This window comes from Paenibacillus sp. JT31N17 (genome assembly GCF_056269255.1).
On sequence record NZ_JBWDNP010000001.1, the window covers coordinates 73024 to 92711 of the forward strand.

The following is a 19688-nucleotide window of genomic DNA, read 5'->3' on the forward strand; positions in this document are numbered from 1 at the left end:
TATGTTGAAGATTGGAGCGCATGAATTTCATTCCCGGCTGCTGCTCGGCACAGGGAAGTTCCCGGATTTTGAAATCCAGAAGCAGGCCGTCGAGGCTTCGGAATCGCAGATTCTGACGTTCGCCGTGAGAAGGATGAATATTTTTGAGGCGGGCCAGCCCAATTTTCTGGAGATGCTGGATGTGAGCCGCTACACGCTGCTGCCGAATACGGCAGGGGCCAAGACCGCGGAGGAAGCGGTGCGAATTGCCAGACTGGCCAAAGCTTCCGGGCTTTGCGATATGATCAAGGTCGAGGTGATTGGCGACTTCAAGACGCTGCTGCCCGATCCCATCGAGACGCTGAAGGCGTCCGAGATGCTGCTTGCCGAAGGGTTCACCGTTCTGCCTTATACATCAGATGATGTTCTGCTGGCCAGACGCCTGCAGGATTTGGGCGTGCATGCCATCATGCCGGGCGCATCGCCGATCGGCACAGGTCTTGGGATTATCAATCCGCTGAATCTCGGCTTCATTATTGAACAGGCGACCGTTCCTGTCATCGTGGATGCGGGAATCGGGACACCTTCGGACGCTGCGATTGCAATGGAGATGGGCGCTGATGGCGTGCTGCTGAACACGGCGGTCTCCGGCGCCAGGGATCCTGTCAAGATGGCCTTGGCGATGAAGCTTGCCATTGAGGCGGGAAGGCTTGGCTTCGAGGCGGGAAGAATTCCGAAGAAACGGTATGCGTCGGCCAGCAGCCCGATGGAAGGCTGGAGCTCCAATTGAACGGGCGTTATTCCAGGCAGGAGCTGTTTCCTCCCATTGGCACGGCCGGGCAGGAGAAGCTTGGAAGCAAGCATGTTCTGCTTATTGGAGCAGGAGCGCTGGGCACGGGCAACGCCGAAGCGCTCGTGCGCGCGGGTGTCGGGAAGCTGACGGTTGTGGACCGCGATTATGTGGAGTGGAGCAATCTCCAGCGTCAGCAATTATTCAGCGAAGAGGACGCGAAGCGGCGGATGCCCAAAGCGATTGCCGCGAAGGAGCGGCTCCAGTCGCTTAATTCGGAGGTTGAGATCGAGGCGTTGATCATGGATGTGACGACCCGCGACATTGAGCAGCTGGTCCGGGGAGTGGATGTCATTATCGATGCCACGGACAATTTCGACACGCGGCTGCTTATCAATGATATTTCCCAGAAGCACCGTATCCCCTGGATTTACGGGGCTTGTGTGGGCAGCTACGGCATCACCTACACGATCCTTCCGGGCGAAACGCCGTGCTTGAACTGTCTGCTCGAAACCGTCCCGCTTGGGGGAGCGACCTGCGACACGGCAGGCATTATCAGCCCTGCGGTGCAGATGGTAGTCGCCTATCAGACGGCGGAGGCGCTTAAGCTGCTCACAGGCGGGCGCCAAGCGCTTCGCGGCAGGCTGACCTCCTTCGATCTGTGGAACAACCAGCATTCCTCCATCGCGGTGGAGAAGCTGAAGAAGGAGCACTGCCTCTCCTGCGGGAGCAGGCCGACCTACCCGTTCCTGTCGGCATCGAACCATACGAGAACAGCGGTGTTATGCGGAAGAGATACCGTTCAGATCCGTCCGCCCGCTCCCGTGAAACGCGACCTGGAAGCGGAAGCGGCCAAGCTGGCGCAGCAGGGGCGCGTAGAGTTCAACGGATATTTGGTCACGCTGCATATTGCCCCTCACCGGCTTGTGCTCTTCCAGGATGGAAGGGTGCTGGTGCACGGCACCAGCGATGAGGCCGAAGCCAAAGGCCTTTACCACCGCTATCTTGGATAGCCCGGGAAGGGATGAACAAGTTATTGTCAGCCCTTCAGGCGAATCCAGCTTCAAGTGACATTCCAAGGTTAATGCAGGAAAGGGAGAATTATGAGCATGAAGGAACGAGAAAGCGCGCAGGACTTGCCCGATCAGGAGCCGGTCTATCTGAGTGTCGGGGTGGAAGAGAAGCTTCCGGCGCATAAAAATATTCTTTATGGCTTGCAGCATGTATTTGTATCCAATGTATGGCTGGATCCCGTATTTGTGGCCGCATTGATCGGTCTGCCGATGGCCCTTGCCGCCAATATGGTCAACGCGATATTCATCGCGGCGGGGCTGGTCACGCTGGTCCAGGCGACACGCCTGGTCAAGCTTCCGGTTGTACAGGGGCCATCGGCCGCCTTCGATTCCCTGATGATTTCCGCAGGCAAGGATAACGGCCTGGCGGCAGCGGGCGGCGGCATTATTTTGAGCGGACTTATCGTCTTTGCATTGGCCGTTACAGGCGTGCTGGGCCGGTTGAAATCGATCTTCTCCCCGGTGGTTTCCGGCTCCGTAATCCTGGTTGTCGGGATTGCGCTCTCAGGCTTTACGCTCTCCGAATTTCTGGGCGGGTCGCCAGGCACGGATACCTTCGCGACCGCTCCGGTGCTGACCATGTCGATTGCAACGGCGCTTGTCGTTATTTTGCTGTCTGTATTTGCAAAAGGGGTTCTGCGTTCCTTCGCTTTCCTGATCGCGCTGCTGGTTGGCGATCTGATCGCGTTCGGATGGGGCCAGATCGACTTCTCCTCCGTTGCGGAAAAAAGCTGGTTCGGACTGCCGCATTTTCTCCCTTACGGCTCTCTCACCCTGGACCTGCCAACCTTCGCAACCTTCTTCTTCGCGTATGTGGTTGCAGTCATCGAAGCGATGGGCGTCTATCACGCCGCCTCGGATATGGTGCGTGTACCGCTGACCGCCAAGCGGATCCGGTACGGATTCTCCGGAGAAGCGGCAGGCTCGGTGGTATCTACGTTGATTGGCGGGTTCCCGACAACCGCTTATGCGCAAAATGTCGGGCTGCTGCGTCTTACAGGAATCGGTTCACGGCATGCGGTTACGGCTGCGGGCGTGATCTTCCTGATTCTCGGTTTTGTGCCTAAAGCCGGGGCGATTCTGGTCGTGACGCCTGGTGCCGTCGTGGGAGGCTTATTCCTGCCGGCCGCCGCTTCGCTGATCTATTCCGGTGTCGGCATCCTGGGCCGTATGGCCAAGACGGAAGCGAATTTCACGATTGCCGGCCTCTCCATCCTGCTGGCAATTTCACTGCCACCTATTTTTGAGGGCGCCGCAGGCTTTGCCGGTAAGTTCCTGTCCAACACGATCATGGTTGGCGCATTGACCGCCATTGTTCTGCAGCTGCTGCTTGTCAACATACCCGGCTGGTTCCGGATATTCAGGCCCAAGCCAAGGGAGCTGAGCTCATGAGAAACGAATCTGCAGGCATCGTACAGGAAATTCTGGCTTTTATGGAGCGCTTCGGTGCCCGATCGGCTGCGGAAAGCGGCGAACCTGCACTGGAGGAAGCCTATAATAAGCTGGCGCTGCAGCTTTTTCAGTACCAGTTTCAATATAATATCCCTTACCGGAAGTACTGCCAGGCGCGCCGGAAATCACCGCTCAACGTCCGGGAATGGAGAGAAATTCCGCCGCTGCCGATTCAGGGCTTCAAGGAGTTGACCTTGTCCTGCGAGCCGCCGGAAGAGGCGGAAGCGGTATTCATGACCAGCGGAACGACGAATGCGGACAAGAAGGGGCGCAATTACCACCCGACCCTTCAGGTGTGGGACAGGTCGATGGCTTTGTCGTTTGCCGACTTCGTGCTGCCGGATACCCGGCGGATGACGATTTGGGTTATCTCGCCAGGAAGCGATCTGAATCCGAATTCCTCGCTGTCCCGTTATGTCAGCCGGGCCGTAGAGCTGTATGGGAGTGAGGACAGCCGTAACTTCTATCATGCCGGATCAGGGCTGGATATGGAGGGGCTGGCTTCGGCTATGCAGACTGTTCAGAGCCGCGTGGAGCCGGTTCTGATCCTGGGAACCACCTTCTCCTATGTTCATTTTCTTGATTATTGCCAGGAGCGCTCGCTTCAGTTCACTTTGCCCGCAGGCAGTCTCGTGTTCGATACCGGCGGCCTGAAAGGGCAGGCGCGGGAAGTGACGGTGGAGGAGCTGCATCAGGCTTTTACAGCTGCGTTCTGTCTGGACCGCAGCCGGTTCGTGAATATGTACGGGATGACGGAGCTGAGTTCCCAGCTCTATGACCGGACGGTGAGCTCGAGTGTTTCGGATGCGCAGCCCATGTATGTGAAATCGGGCCCGGCATGGATCAAGACGCTGGTGCTTGATCCGGATACGCTGGAGCCGGTCAGCCAGGGTGAATCCGGTGTCCTGGCCCATTTCGACCTGGCAAACTGGAATTCGAGTCTGGCTATACTGACCGAGGATACTGGCTATATGACGGACAGGGGATTGTTGCTGGAGGGCCGCCTTCAGGGCTCGGAGGCGCGCGGCTGCTCGATCGCTGTCGATCAATTGAAGCAGGCGGCATGGAGTGGATAGGGAAGAAGGGGCCGCGGGGCGGGCGAGTCGGGAATCAGCAGCAGAGCCCCCTGTCTACCCGGCCTACGCGGTGCCCCGCGGAATTATCTTTGACGGCTACACGGAGCGGCGGCTTGAGACATCCGAGGGAACCGTCATTCTGTCATTTCCAATTCTGACCCGGTCCAAAATAGAAGAAATTGCCGCGAAGGTGACAATGAATCGCATCGCTTACCTGGCTGGTCTGCAAACCGGCGAGATTGTGGATGTTATCGATGCCGCCGTGCAGCTGTGGACGAATCCGGATTATGAGCTGCGGAGGAAGGCGGAGAGCTGGCTTCCGGCTCTGACCGGCTATGACCGGGATATGATCAGGCTGGAGCTCAAACGATTCATGCGCTTGTTCCGCAGGAAAGAGCTGCTCCGTTTCCTGGAGGAGGAATTGGACTCAAGCGCCGTGTTGGATGAATTCCGGCCCCGCAGAACCGGCGGGATGAGCAGGGCCTACGGACCGGAGCTCATCTACCAGGTAGGCTCGGGCAATGTTCCGGGTCTGCCGGTCTGGAGTCTGGTCATGGGGCTGCTGGTCAAATCTGCCATTCTCTCCAAGACCGCCTCGTCCGAACCTGTCATGGCTGTTCTGTTCACCGAGTCGCTCCGGCAAATCGATCCGAAGCTGGCCGATTCCATTGCCGTTCTTCCCTGGAAGGGCGGCAGCCTTGAGCTGGAGGTTCCGGCAATGGAGGCCGCGGAGGTCGTGGTCGCCTATGGCTCGGATGAAGCGGTCCGGCAAATCCGCGGCAGGCTGCCGGAGTATAAAAGGCTGGTCAGCTACGGACATAAAATCAGCTTTGCCATGGTAGGAAGGGAGGCGTTGACCCCCGACCGTTATCAGGATACGGTGCACCGGCTCGCTCAGGACGTAAGCACCTATGATCAGCAAAGCTGCCTGTCTCCCCACTCGGTGTTTGTGGAGTCGGGCGGTTCGGTGCCGCCGCAGCAGTTTGCCCAGCTGCTCGCAGCCGAGCTTCAGCGTTTCCAGCTCAGGAAGCCGCGGGCGGCTGTCACCAGGGAAGAAGCGCAGGCTATCCATGCGCTTCGGAACCAGTACGAGCTGGCAGCCTTGAATGGAGCGGGTACCGCCGTTTACGGCAGCAAGCGAGGCACGGAATGGACGGTGATCTATCATCCCTCCGGAGAGCTGCAGGCTTCTCCCTTGAACCGGACGGTTCATGTCATTGGCTGTCTGTCGCTCGAAGAAACGATACCGGCCATGCCGCTTCACCGGCGCTACTCCCAATCTGTGGGGGTAGCAGTGGGGCCGGCCCGGCTTCAGCGTCTTGCGGGGCGCCTTGGCGCAGCAGGGATCAACCGGATTTGCGCTGTGGGCCAAATGACGCGCACGCCTGCCGGCTGGCATCATGACGGCCGGTACAATCTGCTGGATCTGCTGCGCTGGACAGATATGGAGTGGAGCGCAGAGCAGGGAGCGGAGCTGTATGATCCCGATATGGAATAAGCAGCAGAGGAGGGGAGCGATATGGATTTCCGGAACAAAGTCGTCCTCGTAACCGGAGCCAGCCGCGGCATAGGCGCAGCTGTCGCTCTGGCTTTCGGAGCTTTGGGCGCAGTTGTGGTCGTCAATTATTTGCGCAGCGGGAAACTGGCGGAAGAGGTCGTGTCCAGAATCAGGGAGAGCGGCGGCGATGGGGCGGCGATGCAGGCGGATGTGACGAACGGGGATGAAGTGCAGCGGATGGTAGCAGCCATTGCGGATGGCTTCGGAGGCATTGATATCGTGGTGAACAATGCGCTCAGCCAGTATTCCTTCAATCCGAAGACGCGCCAAACCGCATGGAGCCTCGACTGGGCGGATTATCAGCGTCAGCTGGACGGCAGTCTGGGCGGCGCTTTTCATATTTGCAAGGCTGTGATCCCGATAATGAAGCAGCAGGGTGAAGGGCGGATCATTAATATCGTGACGAACCTGATTGATTTCCCTGTTGTGCCTTACCATGATTATACGACGGCGAAGGCCGCCCTGCTCGGGTACAGCCGGAATCTGGCTGCGGAGCTTGGGGCATTCGGCATCAACGTCAACTGCGTGGCGGCCGGCCTGACGCAAGGGGCCGACTCCAGCCGCGAGACGCCGGAGGATGTGCGCGAGGCGATTATACGGCTGACCCCGCTTGGGCGGCTGGCTGTGCCGAAGGATATTGCCGGGGGCGTGCTGATGCTGGCGTCCGATTGGGGCTCATTCATAACCGGACAATGTCTGAGAGTCGATGGCGGATTGGTTATGGTCTAGACGTGGTGAACAACAGACGGAGCAGGCGGAAATAGTCTCGAGAAGCGTAAGCTGAAAGCTTTCGTAAGAAAGCTGCTTCGTAAGAAAGCTGCTTCGTAAGCATCCACTTACGAACTTTGTACCCCGAATTTAACAAATAGGGTGCAAACCCATCCACATCCATACCGTAGATGGGTTTGCGCCAAAGCTCTCCAAATTCAATAAATTCAGAGGTACCACAGCTCCACGACAAGTGACAAGCGGCTAACTCGCTTGCAGCACTTGCGAGTATCGGAAGACGTTTCCGCATGCGCAGCCGGTCTTTTTCACCGGCCTTCCAGACCAGCGCCGAAGAGGAGGAGTGGACAATGACGATTCGCAAAGTATTAACGATTGCCGGCTCGGACAGCGGTGGAGGGGCCGGCATACAGGCCGATATCAAAACCTTTCAGGAGCTTGGCGTTTACGGCATGTCGGCAATCACGGCCGTTACCGCGCAGAACACGCTTGGTGTTCAAGGGGTTTTTCCGCTGGACGCCCTGGCTGTTGCGCAGCAGCTGGATTCTATCGGAGCGGACTTGAGGCCTGATGCGCTCAAGACCGGCATGCTGTTCAGCGCAGAGCTGATCAGGGCGGTTGCCGATAAAGTGAAGCATTACGAATGGCTGCGGCTGGTGGTTGATCCCGTAATGGTGGCGAAGGGCGGCTCGCCGCTGCTGCAGGCGGAAGCAATCCAGACCATGATCAGCCATCTGATTCCGCTGGCGATGGTGGTAACGCCGAATATCCCGGAGGCTGAGGCGCTCACCGGCATCCGGATCAGCAGCAAAGAAGACAAGAAGAAAGCCGCAAGAGCGATCTGTCTTATGGGCGCGAGGTATGCGGTGATCAAAGGCGGACATGAGGAGGATGCGCTGCACACGGTGGATTTGTTCTCGGACGGGGAATACTGCGAGGAATTTACCGGGGAGCGGATTGCGACCCGGCATACGCATGGCACCGGCTGTACCTTCTCGGCTGCCATAGCCGCGGAGCTGGGCAAGGGTAATCCGGTACGCGAAGCGGTGCGTACCGCCAAAGCCTTCATCCAGGCGGCCATTGCCCATTCACTGGATTTGGGCAGCGGTAACGGCCCGACGAATCATTGGGCTTACCGGCAGGAAAGAGGGGCTGTCCTTGAATAACCGGATGACGGATATCCGACCGCAGCTTCGGCTTTATTTGGTAATGGGGAGCGTCAACACGGGAGGAAATCCGGTTGAAGTGCTGCAGGCGGCGATCAGGGGCGGAGTCACGATGTTCCAGCTCCGGGAGAAAGGAACCGGCTGTCTGACGGGCCTGGCCAAATTGGAGCTGGCCCGCCAGCTGCGGCTGCTTTGCCGGGAGAGCGGCATTCCTTTCATCGTTAACGATGACGTTGAGCTTGCCCTCAGTCTGGATGCGGACGGCCTCCATATCGGCCAGGAAGACGGAGAGGTGCCCAGGATCCGCAGCAGGCTGGGAAGCAAGCTGCTTGGGGTATCCGCGCATAATGTGGAGGAAGCCCGGCTTGCAATGGAGCAGGGAGCCGATTATCTTGGCGTGGGACCGATGTATCCGACCAGCACGAAGCTCGACGCCCGGGAGGTTCAGGGTCCGCAGATGATTCGCCGGATCAGGGAAGCCGGAATAACCGCTCCGCTTGTTGGCATTGGCGGTATCGGCATAGCGAATGCGGCGCCGGTTCTGCAGGCGGGTGCAGATGGAATTGCCGTAATCTCGGCGGTCAGCCAGGCTGCGAACGTAGAGGAAACTGCCCGAGGACTGCTTGCCATGACTGCTGTGTAATGAATAGAAGTGTACTGAAAACCGGCCAATGCTGTCCGGTTTTCTTCGCGTTCAGGAATATGTAAACAACCATAAGTCGTGGAAAATGATCCGCCCGGCGGATGAGGGATTTTCGTTCTGCAGACAGTTTGTCGCGTTCATGGATTTCGTTATAGTAGAGCTAGCCCTAGAAGACGTAAGCGATTGGGGTCGTAGTCACAGATACAGCGACTCAGGTAAAGGCAATTAAAAGGGACTTTTGTATTTTAATTTTTTGACTGAATTATTCAATCATCATTAATTGAAGCATGATTAGGAGGATTGCTATGAGCGCACAGGCTAAGCTGCAGTTGAAGAAAGACGTGGCTCCATTTGAAAAATCAAATCTTAGGTCCAGCATATGGCAGATTTGCAATACGATCATTCCTTTTTTTCTGCTATGGTATCTCGCCTATGCCAGCCTCGGCGTTTCCTATTGGCTTACGCTCGGGTTGAGCATTGCAGCTTCGGGGTTTCTGATCCGGACGTTTATCCTGTTTCATGACTGCTGCCATTATTCGTTCTTTAAAAGCCGGTTGGCCAACGAGATCCTCGGAACGCTGACGGGAATTCTGACCTTCTTCCCCTATAATAAGTGGAAGCACGAGCATGCCATGCATCACGCAACCAGCGGCAATTTGAGCAAGCGGGGAACGGGTGATGTGTGGATTCTGACGGTTGACGAATATAGGGCCAGTCCGGCTCTGACAAAGCTTGCTTATCGTCTGTACCGCAACCCGTTAGTCATGTTCGGCCTGGGTCCCTTCTATATTTTCATAATTGCCAACCGGTTTAATAAGAAGAAAGCCAAGCTGAAAGAACGCCTCAACACCTATCTCACCAATGCGGCCGTCATCGGGATTCCGCTCCTGCTGTGCTTCACGATTGGATGGCAGCCTTTTCTGCTGATACATGGACCGATATTTTTCATATCAGGGGCTGCGGGCGTTTGGCTCTTCTATGTACAGCACCAGTTCGAGGATACCTACTTCGTCAAGGAGCAGGAATGGAGCTTCGTGAGCGCGGCTGTGGAGGGGAGCTCCTATTACAAGCTTCCCGCGTGGCTGCAATGGCTCACAGGAAACATTGGCTTTCACCATGTCCACCATCTCAGTCCCAAAGTGCCCAACTATTATTTGGAAGCCGCGCATGCTCACACACCGGCGCTTCAAAAGGCCACGACGATCAATATTGCTGCCAGCCTGCAGGCATTCCGTTACCGGCTCTGGGATGAGAAAAATGTTAAATTCGTCAATTTTAAGGAGGCTGCAAGGAGCGGTTCTGCCGACCAACAATACCGGTAGGCGGGAATCACATATAATAAACGACGAGTATGGGCGCAGCGCCAGTGAGGCGGGCCGGCATAACTGGAGGATGAGCGTAACGTAACCGGAATGAAAAAGGAGGGGAAGCAACGAATTATGGGCGCACCCGGTTCTAGGCATTCACATACCCTATCCAATAAGGCAAATGTCTAGAACGATCATGAAGGGAAGGGCTCATATTGGCGATTTCGTATATGGACTATGCTTCACCTACCGCACAGTTTTCTTATGATGTAAGCAAGAATAATTTCTTCACTAAGGATTCGCGTAATTTAATCAACGCATTATCCATCCAGCAGTTGAACACACTCGGAAATACCTCGTTGCTTGATATCTATTTGAGTACGGGGAATGTTATAGAGCCGCATATTCATCAAAACGCTTCGGAGCTGGTATACTGCATTTCTGGTGCTGCCGTTGTATCCTTGATCAACCCGTTCACCAAGGAGCTTCGGAATTTTCCGATACAGCCCGGACAGGTGGCGAATGTGCCGCAGGGATGGTGGCATTATGAGATTGCGACCGTCGACGACACCCATTTGCTGGCAATATTCGATGCGCCGATTCCGGAATTCATTCCGGGCTCCGATCTCCTCCGGTTGACGCCTGCGAATGTATTCGCGCACACTTACTGTCTCGATGAAGCCGCAGTAAAGGAGACACTGGCGCCTATCACAGAAACAGTCATCATCGGCCCGCCTGCCAATTGCAATAAGAATCAATCCCGGGAACAAGCGGAGTCAGCCCGCCAGCCGGATTATTCCTATCAGCCGGTCCAGCAGCAGACCAATTACAGCCAGGGATTTGTCCATCGAGGACTTCCAAGCTACTATCCGCAGCCGCGGCCTGTCATCGGCAATGGGGGAAATTTTTATTAAATATGAGCCATACAAGAGCCTCGGGAGTCTTTAAAACCTCTGAGGTTCTTTTTTTTTGTAAAATTATTGCAATCGGTGTCCGGCTGTACATTTCAGAAAGCGGCATACCGATAACAAAGGAAGGAAATCCAGTATATACCACAGGAATCAGGAGTGTTAATATGGAAACCGGGTATAAAACAAGAATGAGGATTCCGCTCTTTTTGTATATGTAAGGGAAGAAAAATGGATATGGGATACATGCTCTGTTTTTCAACAAATTATGACAATTCTTGGATTGACAAGTCTTTCCGCATTCAGTTACTGTAAAATATGGCAGACACTCCATAGTGAAAGGGTGTACAGATGTGGACAACGGAATAGCAGTCATCTTATATGAGAAAGAACCCGAAGGCAGCTTGCGCCAGATCGACGAACGGACATGGTCGACGAGCATGATCGCCTCGCTGGAGCATATTAATTATATAACGGTAAGCGGCCGCGAGTACGAGACGCTGGAAGGCAGATTGAATCTGGATAACGGAAAACTGGAGATATTGGTCGTTCCGATGCAGAACATATAAGAAATGTCAGCGACAGGGGGAACAGCAGTTGAAGTGGGAAGAGAAACCGGATGAACCGGTCAAATTCAAGCTTTTTACCAAAGACGGCAAGCCGCTTCGGATATTGTCGACCTCGCTTGGGATCGCGCTGCTGGCCAATGCGGCCTTCGGCTCTGCTGCTTTTGCGGCCGATGATGCAGGCAGCGGGCAGCCCAAGCTGGTAGAGTGGTCGACAGACGAAGTGAAGCAATATTTCGACCCGGCGGTCGATTGGAACATCCCGCTGCTGGATGAGGGAACAGGCGCTGTTGCGGGAACTGACAGCATGGGAACGCTGGGCGGCAACCCGCCTGATACGGTCATCATTAATAACGGGGCGACATCCGGCTTTGGCTGGGATGATCTGATTCTCTATCATTTGCTCTTTAATAGAGGCTCTTCTTATTCGGCTTCCGGATGGTCTTCCTCGCATACGACCTATTACGCCGGAACGACCAAGCCGTATAAGTCCAAGACTTATACGAGCGATACCTTTCAGAACAAGCCGGTGGTCGGCTCCACCATCCGCCCCAAGACGACCAATACGACCGGTTCGGTCACCCGCCGCAGCACATCCTCCAAGCCCGGCGGAATCGGCGGCAAGTCAAGCGTGCTGAGCTCATCCAGCTCCGGAAGCACAAGCTCGTCCAGCAGCAAGTCGAGCAGCGGATTCAGTTCATCATCGAGCAAAAGCTCCGGTTCGTCCGGAGGGTTCGGCGGTTGACCGCTTCGATATTCGAGGTGCTGGGTCAGCCGCATTCCGACCGCGCCGCCCGGGTTGCCCAGCTGAAGGAAATCGGCTTCGCCTGGGCGGATCTGGAGGATGAGGCCTACTGGATCGACCAGCTGGTTGTCATGCCGGAGGCTCTATACAGCGAGCTTGCGCGCGCATCTGCAATACTGTGGCTCGTTCTCGACAAGACAGCGCGTTATCTGGCGGGCAAACGCGAGCTTTATGTACTGCTTGGCATCCCCGAGATACTATGGGATACGATCGATCAGCTGCCGCTTCCTCCCGAAGGCAGGATCAGCCGGTATGCTAGGTTCGATTTTGCCATCTCCCACGATGGAACGATCAAGCTGCTGGAGCTCAATGCAGACACGCCGACAGGTTATGTGGAAGCTGCGATAGCGACGCCCTGGCTGTTCAAGCTGGCCGGGCTCGAATCCCCTAATGCAGGCATGGCGCAGCTGGTTGCCGCAGCCTGGGCGGAGGAACAGCCGGAGGCTGCCGCATGTGTGGGCTATGGCGCCCATGTTGAGGATTCCGGGACCATCGAAGCGCTTGTGCGGCACAGCGGACTGGATGTCCGCTGTACGGATTGTCTGGAATTGTGGGTGGACGACGGGGTATTGAAGGATGGGGAAGGAGCCCCGATCAACCGGTTGTTCGCCTTGTATCCGAAAGAGTGGATGGCAGTCGATGAGGGCGGAGACGCTCTTGCCTATGCGATTGAGAGCGGCAGCCTTACGCTGTTCAATTCCCCGCACAGCATTATTCTCCAGTCCAAGGGGCTGCAGGCCGCCGCATGGGGGCTGTACGAATTGGGTCTGTTGTTTAATGAGGAGGAACGGGAAGCGATCAGACTGTATATGCTCCCGACCTACAACAAGCCGGTCTTCGAAGGCAGCTTTGTATCCAAATCAATGTTCGGCCGCGAGGGCGGCTCGGTCAGGCTGTTCGACACGCAGGGCAAGCTGGAGCTTGCGGATGAACACGGTTTTGATACAAGCGAATTATTTCCTGTGGTGTATCAGAAAAGAGCAGAGCTTGCCCGCATCGAGACGGCGGCAGGCGAATTTCATCTGCTGACAGGCATGTTCATGCTTAATGGCGCCCCCTGCGGGCTGCTCGGCAGAGCCGGAGGGCTGATTACCGGAAATACGAGCCATTTTATCGCGTTGGGAGTGAAAGAAAGAGAATGATAGAAAACAGAGCAAGCGATTCAGCAGCAGAGCGCGGAGTGATGCGCCGCCGCGGCCGCGTGAAGCTGATCGGCATCCTGATGCTGGCTGTCTTCGCCAGTCTGCTCCTCAGCTCGTGCTCGTCCGATCAACCGTCCGTATTCCATACCACCTCCGATACAGCTGCGGCTTCCGGCGGAGACGCTCAGCGGATTCCGTGGGATTACCGGATTGTTGAAGGTACGGTCGGCGATTTGATCGGCAGCGACATGACCGTTCTGCCTGACAATACACTTTTGCCCAATGACGGAAACTACGCAACAGGCGCCAAAATCTGGACGCTGCAGTTCATGAGCGCCGATATGGTGACCAACGAAACCGGCAGCAATGAAGTCAAGCTGTCTGCCTGGAATACGCTCAAATCCTATCCGGATCAGACCAAGGCGAAGGCGGATCTCGACAATTTGAAGATTTCGCTGAAGACGAATGTTCCGCTGGTCGGGGTATACAAGACGGAGTACCAGGGCAAGACGCGGAACTTTGCGGTCCTGACGCTACCATCGGGCAACCAGCTCAAGCAGCCGATCGACGAGGACCGGTACAAGGCGCTCAAGAGTGTGACAAAAGTAATGATCATGGTGGAAGAAGTTCATGATTACAGCGACTATGATATGGTCTATGCAAAATTCAGGGGGTGGGCATGATGACCATTGTGATCAATATTGTGGTAAGTGTTGCTGTCATTATCCTGCTGCAGACGCTCGGCATGCTGATCTTCAGCTGGATGACTCCATTCCGCGACATGGATGAGCTGCGCAAGGGGAATATGGCGGTAGGGCTGGCGCTGGGCGGAAAGTTTCTGGCAACGGCAATTATTCTGGGCGTTGCCGCCTATACCAATACGTCCATTTGGTTTATGATGATCTGGTTTGCGGTGGGCTATGTCTGCCTGATCGCCGCCTATTGGATTTTCGAGCTGGTCACACCGGGGCTGAAAGTATCCGAGCATCTGCAGAAGGGCAACACTGCCATCGGCATTCTGCTGTGCTTCGTATTCCTGGGTACGAGCTTCGCCGTAAGCAGCCTGATCGTATAACAAGATCCTATATAGCTTGCATGATGCTCTGTCCGTTCCCATTCCGGCAGAGCAATCTCTTTTTTATTGCGGCATTCGCCGATCTGAGCGGAAGAGGATGAGGATCAGCATGTATTTCTTTCTTAGAGTGCTTAACAAAACCATGCGTTTCAAAAATACGTCGATTATCCTGACTGTTATCATTTTCATTCTGATCAGCGCCTCCATCGCTTACTTGCTGGAACCGGCAACATTCACCTCATGGTTTAATTCCCTGTATTGGGTGCTGACGACGATGGCTACGGTTGGCTACGGCGATTATTTTGCGAAGACGGTACTGGGCAAAGTGTTTACGATCTTTCTGTATATTTTCGGAATCGGCCTGCTGAGCTTGTTGATCGGCAAAGTCATCGATTCCGTAGCAGGCATCCAACGGCAGAGGGAGGCCGGTCAATTGAACTTTCAGGGCAAGGATCATATCATCATTATCAACTGGAGCAAAAAGGCGCAATACGCTGTAGAGGAAATTATGACCTACCTGCCGGGAGCGGAAATTGTTATCGTCGACGAGACCGACAAGCATCCGCTGCTGAACCGCAGCAATGTCCATTTCATCAGCGGCGATCCCGCATCCGATGAAGTACTGGAACGGGCAATGCTGCAGAAGGCGCGGTCAGCAATTGTGTTTGCGGATTCGCGGATTGACGAGGCGGCGCTGGCTGACGGAAAGTCGCTGTTGATTACCTCGAGCATTGAAAGGACTGCTCCGCATGTCCATACGACGGTGGAGATCGTCCAGGAGAAAAACATTTTGAATTTCCGCTATATTAATGTAAACGAGTTCGTTCTGTCCCATGACGCCATATCCAGACTCGCCGTCCGGGCTGCGCTTCAGGAGGGGAATTCGGAAATCTTCAGCCAACTGCTCAGCCGTCAGCATGGCGACGATATCTATGAGGTTCCTGTAGAAGCAGGTTGGCGGACATACGGGGATGCTTTTCAGGATCTGTTGGGCCGGGGAGCGACGTTGATTTCGGATCGCGGCGATCTGGGAGTAAACCGCAAGCTGAACACGCCGATTCCCGCCGGAGCGCGGCTTTATATAATCGCTGACACTGCTACCTATCAGGCTATCACCGGGAAATAAAACGGAACAAGAACGAAAGCCAAGTGAAGCAAAAGGGATGGCGCAGCGATGCAGAAATAGACAATTCAATGGCCAAAGAAGGCACCCTGATTTTGTAAGAGAGGGCGGGGCGATATGCATAGAAGCAAATGAGCGGAATCATCCGGCGGAAAACAACCCCGGTACGAACCGGAGGCGGGCATACCTCAGCGGTCTGCCAACCTTATCCGGATGGATCGATTGGGACATCGTGAAATCCCGGTTTACCGTAGAATCACCGTCCGATGAATCGTTGATCAGCAATATCAGCATTATCCCTACCGTCGGGAACCGATATGTCATGATCCAGCTGGATAACGGCAGATGGGAGCTGCCTGGCGGGACACTGGAGCCGAATGAACACTACCGGGAAGCTCTGCGGCGGGAAGTGCAGGAGGAGCTGGGGGCCAATCTGCTGGATTATGAAATATTCGGTCATTTCAAATGCCGGTCTTTCGCAGAGAACCCTTTCAGAGCCCATATTCCCCATCCCCATTTCATCAGGCTGGTTGGATATGGGGAGGTTGAGCTCGTCGGAAAGCCGCTTAATCCGCCGGATGCCGAGCAGATTGCCGTCGTAGATGTTGTGGAAATTGAAGAAGCTGTGCGAAGATTGGAGGCTTCTGATCGTCATGATATCGCCGAGCTGTACAAGCTGGCGCATCTGATCCGATCGGATGCTCCGGAATGAGATAAAATGGCGGCATATCTGAAGCTGTCAGGAGATCCTTATCAGGAGCTGCTGGAGATGTATGAGAGGTCAGATAATGAGCTGAGAGAGTTCCTTCTTGAAAGAGTGCCGGTTAGCAGATAATAGCGATTACAGATTAGAGAAAAGATACTTAAGCATACACAGTGTTTGCGTGTGTATCCTTGCGTATCTTTTTTTCATATCCATAATTTTAGATAACCTTCCACTTGTTGAATGACTAAAAGGAAGATTCATATCAAAGTGCTAGGAGTACATGACAAGTTTTGGAAAAACAAAAGACAAAAGCAACCAAATAATGAAACTAGGCATCTACAAGATGCTTAGAAATTGCGTCATTTAGTGTTATGAAAATTAACACAATAATCATTGGAAACTTCCTTTTTTGCGTTGATTCTTTGGTTCTATAAATTTATCTTGTAATATAATATGACATGGTCGTATAATGAGCTTGCGGAAATTCATATATTACATTAGGAGGTAGTTTAAGTGACTTTAATCAGCAGAAAAAGATTGGCCAGATTGTTCCTCGTCCCTTTCGTAGTAATGGCTTTGCTAAGCGTAACGGCAGTAGGTGCCTTTGCAGCGGATGCTCCAGCAGCCGGGACTACCTTCCCCATTCCTGATGTAAAAGTAAAAGACGCTTCAACGAAATCGAACGTACTTGTTATCGGAACGGGCGGTACCATTTCGGGACAAGCAAACGATGGAGATCCTACTAATCTGCAATCCTATAAATCCGGAACATATAAAATCGAAGATATGGTGGCCCAGCTGCCGAAAAAGGAAAAAATCGCCGATGTGTCCACATACCAATTCGGCAACAAAGGATCAGGCAGCTACGCGATCAGCGATCTGTACGATTTGTCGCTGACGGTTGACCAAGCGCTGAAGACTTACGACGGCGTCGTTGTTACGTCCGGTACGGATACGATGGAGGATATCGCTTATTTCCTCGATCTGACTGTCCAAAGCGAGAAACCGGTTGTCATTACCGGCGCAATGCGTCCGTGGGATGTTATCGGCACAGATGCTCCTGCCAATCTGTACAACGCCATTAAGCTTGCGGCTAGCGGCAAAACCAAATGGTTCGGTACAGTGCTTATGCTTAATGACATTGTACAAGCAGCCCGCGATGTAACGAAAACCAACGCGCAGCGCCTGGACACATTCCAATCTCCGGTTCTTGGAGCGCTGGGCTATATCGATCAAGACAACATCTCCATCTATCGCGCACCGGGCAGAGTGAGCAAAGCGGGCAAAGCAGAGTGGAAAACACCGTTTGATCTGACCAAAATCAGCAAAACGGATCTGCCGCAAGTTGAAATTGCTTACGCTTATCAGGATGCCGGCGCAGGCGCAATTAATGGTTTTATTGCCGACGGAGCGAAAGGCATCGTTACAGCCGGTACAGGCGCAGGCGGAATTTCGCCGAAAATGAGCGCAGCGCGCAGCGAAGCGATCAAAAAAGGTATCCTTTTCGTTACGACGACAAGAACAGGCTCGGGAACGATGTATCCTTCCGATAGCGACGGCATTATCGCCGGCGATAGTCTGAACGCGACGCATGCCCGTATGTTGCTGCTGCTTTCGATGGGCTTCTCCAAGGATCAGCCGACGATTAAAAAATGGTTTGCCACATACGGCACGCAAAATGTTGTTGTTGATGCGCCGAAAGCATAACACACAGGAGGTAAGGCTACATGATATCAATGTCTAGCGGCTTATATGGAAAAAGACTGCTTCTTCCGTTTCTTGCACTTCTCCTTCTCAGCTTGTCGATTCCGGCTGGAGGCTTGGTTACTACAGCCTCTGCCGCAGACGAACCGGCCGCATTGCCTCCGCTTCCTGCGCTCAGCGATGCGTCCAAAGCTTCTGCAATGCCAAACGTCCTTGTTATCGGGACGGGCGGTACGATTTCCGGGCAGGCCAACGACGGAGATCCAACGAATTTGCAAAACTACAAGTCGGGCACCTACAAGATTGAAGATATGGTGGCACAACTGCCCAGAAAAGATAAAATTGCCGATGTATCCACGTATCAATTCGGCAATAAAGGTTCAGGCAGCTATGCGATCGGCGATCTGTATGATCTGTCTCTGACTGTTGATCAGGCGCTGAAAACCTACGACGGCGTCGTCGTCACATCCGGTACGGATACGATGGAGGATATCGCTTATTTCCTCGATCTGACCGTTCAAAGCGAGAAGCCGGTGGTCGTAACGGGTGCAATGCGTCCTTGGGACGTCATCGGCACCGATGCTCCGGCCAATCTGTACAACGCCATTAAACTGGCGGGAAGCGGCAAGACCAAATGGTACGGCACAGTGATTATGCTTAACGATATGATTCAAGCTGCCCGGGAAGTTACGAAAACTAACGCGCAGCGTCTCGATACGTTCAAGACGCCGATTCTCGGCTCGCTGGGCTATATCGATCAAGACAATATTTCCATCTACCGTCTGAATGATAGAGCTTTGAAAGCGGGCAAGCCTGACTGGAAGACGCCTTTTGACCTGAGCAAGATCCAGAAAATGGATCTGCCGATGGTCGAGGTCGCATTCGCTTACCAGGACGCCGACGGCGGGGGTATCAAGGGAATGGTAGCTGACGGCGCGAAGGGGATCGTTACCGCCGGCACGGGTGCAGGCGGAATCTCGCCGAAAATGAGCGCTGCACGCGCCGAGGCCATCAAACAGGGTGTTATTTTCGTCACAACGACGAGAACGGGCTCGGGAACCATGTATCCTTCGGATAGCGAAGGCATTATTGCCGGGGATAATCTGAATGCCCAGCATGCCCGGATGATGCTGCTCGTGTCACTGGCTTTCTCCAAGGATTTCCAAACGATTAAAAGCTGGTTCGCCACATATGGCAGGCAGGATATCAGCACGGCGGATGTCGAGGGTACAGCAGATCCAGTGGATATGCCTCCAGCGACACCGCCGGTTGCTCCGCCAGTACCTGTTGCATTAAAGGATATTGCCGGGCATTGGGCAATGGCTTCCATTGAGGAGGCAGTTGCTGAGGGCATCGTCAGCGGCTACAGCGACGGCACGTTCAAGCCGAATCAGAAGCTGACCCGTGCTGAATTTGCGGTTATGCTGATCAACGCCCTGAAACCTCAAGGAACAGGAGCGGAGCTTGCTTTCAAAGATAACGCCATGATCAAGGGTTGGGCAGCAGATGCTGTTGCTCAAGCGGTAAAAGCCGGGATCGTCAGCGGCTATTCCGACGGTACATTCAAGCCGGACGCGACAATTACACGCTCCGAGATGGCTGTTATGATTGCGAAAGCGATGAAGCTGGACGTGAGTGCCGGTACAGCGACGGGATTTGCGGATGACGCCAAAATCCCGGCATGGGCCAAAGGCGCGGTAAAAGCAGCCAAGGACAACGCCATTATCGGAGGCCGCAGCGGCGGCATGTTCGCTCCGAACGATACGGCAACCAGATCGGAAGCCGTGGCCATACTCGTCAAGCTTCCGGCTGCCTCCTAAAGCCGGATCCATACCGAACCGATAGATTGAAAGACCATGCCTCTCGCGGATTTTTCCGCAAAGGGGCAT

Annotated in this window: 19 protein-coding genes; all 19 read left to right on the top strand. The window is 54.5% G+C overall.

The features are described from left to right. The first annotated feature begins 1 nt into the window (after window position 1). The 19 genes from AC0YOB_RS00335 to AC0YOB_RS00425 all read left to right on the top strand — a co-directional run bounded on the left by AC0YOB_RS00335 (window position 2) and on the right by AC0YOB_RS00425 (window position 19619). Window positions 2–769: a thiazole synthase gene (locus tag AC0YOB_RS00335; protein ID WP_475791041.1), complete on the top strand. Its 768-nt coding sequence runs from the start codon at window positions 2–4 to the stop codon at window positions 767–769. Further along, window positions 766–1782: a thiazole biosynthesis adenylyltransferase ThiF gene (locus tag AC0YOB_RS00340; RefSeq protein ID WP_475791042.1), complete on the top strand. Its 1017-nt coding sequence runs from the start codon at window positions 766–768 to the stop codon at window positions 1780–1782. The genes AC0YOB_RS00335 and AC0YOB_RS00340 overlap by 4 nt, the downstream gene beginning before the upstream one ends. Window positions 1783–1878: 96 nt before the next feature. Beyond that, window positions 1879–3234 carry a uracil-xanthine permease family protein gene (locus AC0YOB_RS00345; RefSeq protein ID WP_475791043.1) on the top strand — a complete coding sequence of 452 codons (1356 nt, stop codon included), beginning with the start codon at window positions 1879–1881 and terminating at the stop codon, window positions 3232–3234. Next, the gene (locus tag AC0YOB_RS00350) at window positions 3231–4370 is read left to right on the top strand and encodes a LuxE/PaaK family acyltransferase (protein WP_475791044.1); all 1140 of its coding nucleotides are present in this window, start codon (window positions 3231–3233) and stop codon (window positions 4368–4370) included. The genes AC0YOB_RS00345 and AC0YOB_RS00350 overlap by 4 nt, the downstream gene beginning before the upstream one ends. Then, entirely contained in the window at window positions 4363–5868 is a 1506-nt protein-coding gene (locus tag AC0YOB_RS00355) for an acyl-CoA reductase (protein ID WP_475791045.1), read from the top strand. The genes AC0YOB_RS00350 and AC0YOB_RS00355 overlap by 8 nt, the downstream gene beginning before the upstream one ends. Window positions 5869–5889: 21 nt before the next feature. Then, the gene (locus AC0YOB_RS00360) at window positions 5890–6657 is read left to right on the top strand and encodes an SDR family oxidoreductase (RefSeq protein WP_475785720.1); all 768 of its coding nucleotides are present in this window, start codon (window positions 5890–5892) and stop codon (window positions 6655–6657) included. A gap of 347 nt (window positions 6658–7004) precedes the next feature. Beyond that, a complete protein-coding gene (gene thiD, locus AC0YOB_RS00365; RefSeq protein WP_475791046.1) occupies window positions 7005–7820 on the top strand; it encodes a bifunctional hydroxymethylpyrimidine kinase/phosphomethylpyrimidine kinase in 816 nt (271 codons plus the stop codon). Window positions 7821–7824: 4 nt separating this feature from the next. Next, on the top strand, window positions 7825–8463 hold the full coding sequence (gene thiE / locus AC0YOB_RS00370) for a thiamine phosphate synthase (RefSeq protein ID WP_475792271.1): 639 nt from the start codon (window positions 7825–7827) through the stop codon (window positions 8461–8463). A 305-nt stretch (window positions 8464–8768) separates the two neighbouring features. Then, on the top strand, window positions 8769–9785 hold the full coding sequence (gene desA / locus AC0YOB_RS00375) for a Delta(5) desaturase DesA (protein WP_475791047.1): 1017 nt from the start codon (window positions 8769–8771) through the stop codon (window positions 9783–9785). 200 nt (window positions 9786–9985) lie between these two features. After that, window positions 9986–10684: a cupin domain-containing protein gene (locus tag AC0YOB_RS00380; protein WP_475791048.1), complete on the top strand. Its 699-nt coding sequence runs from the start codon at window positions 9986–9988 to the stop codon at window positions 10682–10684. Window positions 10685–11031: 347 nt separating this feature from the next. After that, entirely contained in the window at window positions 11032–11247 is a 216-nt protein-coding gene (locus AC0YOB_RS00385; RefSeq protein ID WP_210039610.1) for a hypothetical protein, read from the top strand. Between the two features lie 28 nt (window positions 11248–11275). Continuing rightward, window positions 11276–11989, top strand: coding sequence for a hypothetical protein (locus tag AC0YOB_RS00390; RefSeq protein WP_475791049.1), 714 nt, complete (start codon window positions 11276–11278; stop codon window positions 11987–11989). Then, on the top strand, window positions 11986–13191 hold the full coding sequence (locus AC0YOB_RS00395; protein WP_475791050.1) for a glutathionylspermidine synthase family protein: 1206 nt from the start codon (window positions 11986–11988) through the stop codon (window positions 13189–13191). The genes AC0YOB_RS00390 and AC0YOB_RS00395 overlap by 4 nt, the downstream gene beginning before the upstream one ends. Next, window positions 13188–13874 carry a signal peptide protein gene (locus tag AC0YOB_RS00400; RefSeq protein ID WP_475791051.1) on the top strand — a complete coding sequence of 229 codons (687 nt, stop codon included), beginning with the start codon at window positions 13188–13190 and terminating at the stop codon, window positions 13872–13874. Before AC0YOB_RS00395 ends, AC0YOB_RS00400 begins: the two co-directional genes overlap by 4 nt. Then, complete coding sequence (locus AC0YOB_RS00405; RefSeq protein WP_210039663.1) at window positions 13874–14266, top strand: DUF350 domain-containing protein; 393 nt, start codon at window positions 13874–13876, stop codon at window positions 14264–14266. The genes AC0YOB_RS00400 and AC0YOB_RS00405 overlap by 1 nt, the downstream gene beginning before the upstream one ends. Before the next feature lie 109 nt (window positions 14267–14375). Continuing rightward, window positions 14376–15392 carry an ion channel gene (locus tag AC0YOB_RS00410; protein ID WP_475791052.1) on the top strand — a complete coding sequence of 339 codons (1017 nt, stop codon included), beginning with the start codon at window positions 14376–14378 and terminating at the stop codon, window positions 15390–15392. 37 nt (window positions 15393–15429) lie between these two features. Further along, entirely contained in the window at window positions 15430–16101 is a 672-nt protein-coding gene (locus AC0YOB_RS00415) for an NUDIX hydrolase (RefSeq protein WP_475791053.1), read from the top strand. 507 nt (window positions 16102–16608) lie between these two features. Then, window positions 16609–17802 (top strand): asparaginase, encoded by a 1194-nt coding sequence (locus AC0YOB_RS00420; protein ID WP_475791054.1) that lies wholly within the window; start codon window positions 16609–16611, stop codon window positions 17800–17802. A 20-nt stretch (window positions 17803–17822) separates the two neighbouring features. Next, the gene (locus AC0YOB_RS00425) at window positions 17823–19619 is read left to right on the top strand and encodes an asparaginase domain-containing protein (protein WP_475791055.1); all 1797 of its coding nucleotides are present in this window, start codon (window positions 17823–17825) and stop codon (window positions 19617–19619) included. The last annotated feature ends 69 nt before the right edge of the window (window positions 19620–19688 follow it).

Bases quoted from the DNA above. Each gene is read 5' to 3' on its own strand.
- AC0YOB_RS00335 (WP_475791041.1), top strand. From the start codon at position 2: ATGTTGAAGATTGGAGCGCATGAATTTCATTCCCGGCTGCTGCTCGGC.
- AC0YOB_RS00425 (WP_475791055.1), top strand. From the start codon at position 17,823: ATGATATCAATGTCTAGCGGCTTATATGGAAAAAGACTGCTTCTTCCG.
- thiE (WP_475792271.1), top strand. From the start codon at position 7,825: ATGACGGATATCCGACCGCAGCTTCGGCTTTATTTGGTAATGGGGAGC.
- AC0YOB_RS00350 (WP_475791044.1), top strand. From the start codon at position 3,231: ATGAGAAACGAATCTGCAGGCATCGTACAGGAAATTCTGGCTTTTATG.
- AC0YOB_RS00405 (WP_210039663.1), top strand. From the start codon at position 13,874: ATGACCATTGTGATCAATATTGTGGTAAGTGTTGCTGTCATTATCCTG.
- thiD (WP_475791046.1), top strand. From the start codon at position 7,005: ATGACGATTCGCAAAGTATTAACGATTGCCGGCTCGGACAGCGGTGGA.
- desA (WP_475791047.1), top strand. From the start codon at position 8,769: ATGAGCGCACAGGCTAAGCTGCAGTTGAAGAAAGACGTGGCTCCATTT.
- AC0YOB_RS00345 (WP_475791043.1), top strand. From the start codon at position 1,879: ATGAAGGAACGAGAAAGCGCGCAGGACTTGCCCGATCAGGAGCCGGTC.
- AC0YOB_RS00415 (WP_475791053.1), top strand. From the start codon at position 15,430: ATGGCGCAGCGATGCAGAAATAGACAATTCAATGGCCAAAGAAGGCAC.
- AC0YOB_RS00360 (WP_475785720.1), top strand. From the start codon at position 5,890: ATGGATTTCCGGAACAAAGTCGTCCTCGTAACCGGAGCCAGCCGCGGC.
- AC0YOB_RS00410 (WP_475791052.1), top strand. From the start codon at position 14,376: ATGTATTTCTTTCTTAGAGTGCTTAACAAAACCATGCGTTTCAAAAAT.
- AC0YOB_RS00400 (WP_475791051.1), top strand. From the start codon at position 13,188: ATGATAGAAAACAGAGCAAGCGATTCAGCAGCAGAGCGCGGAGTGATG.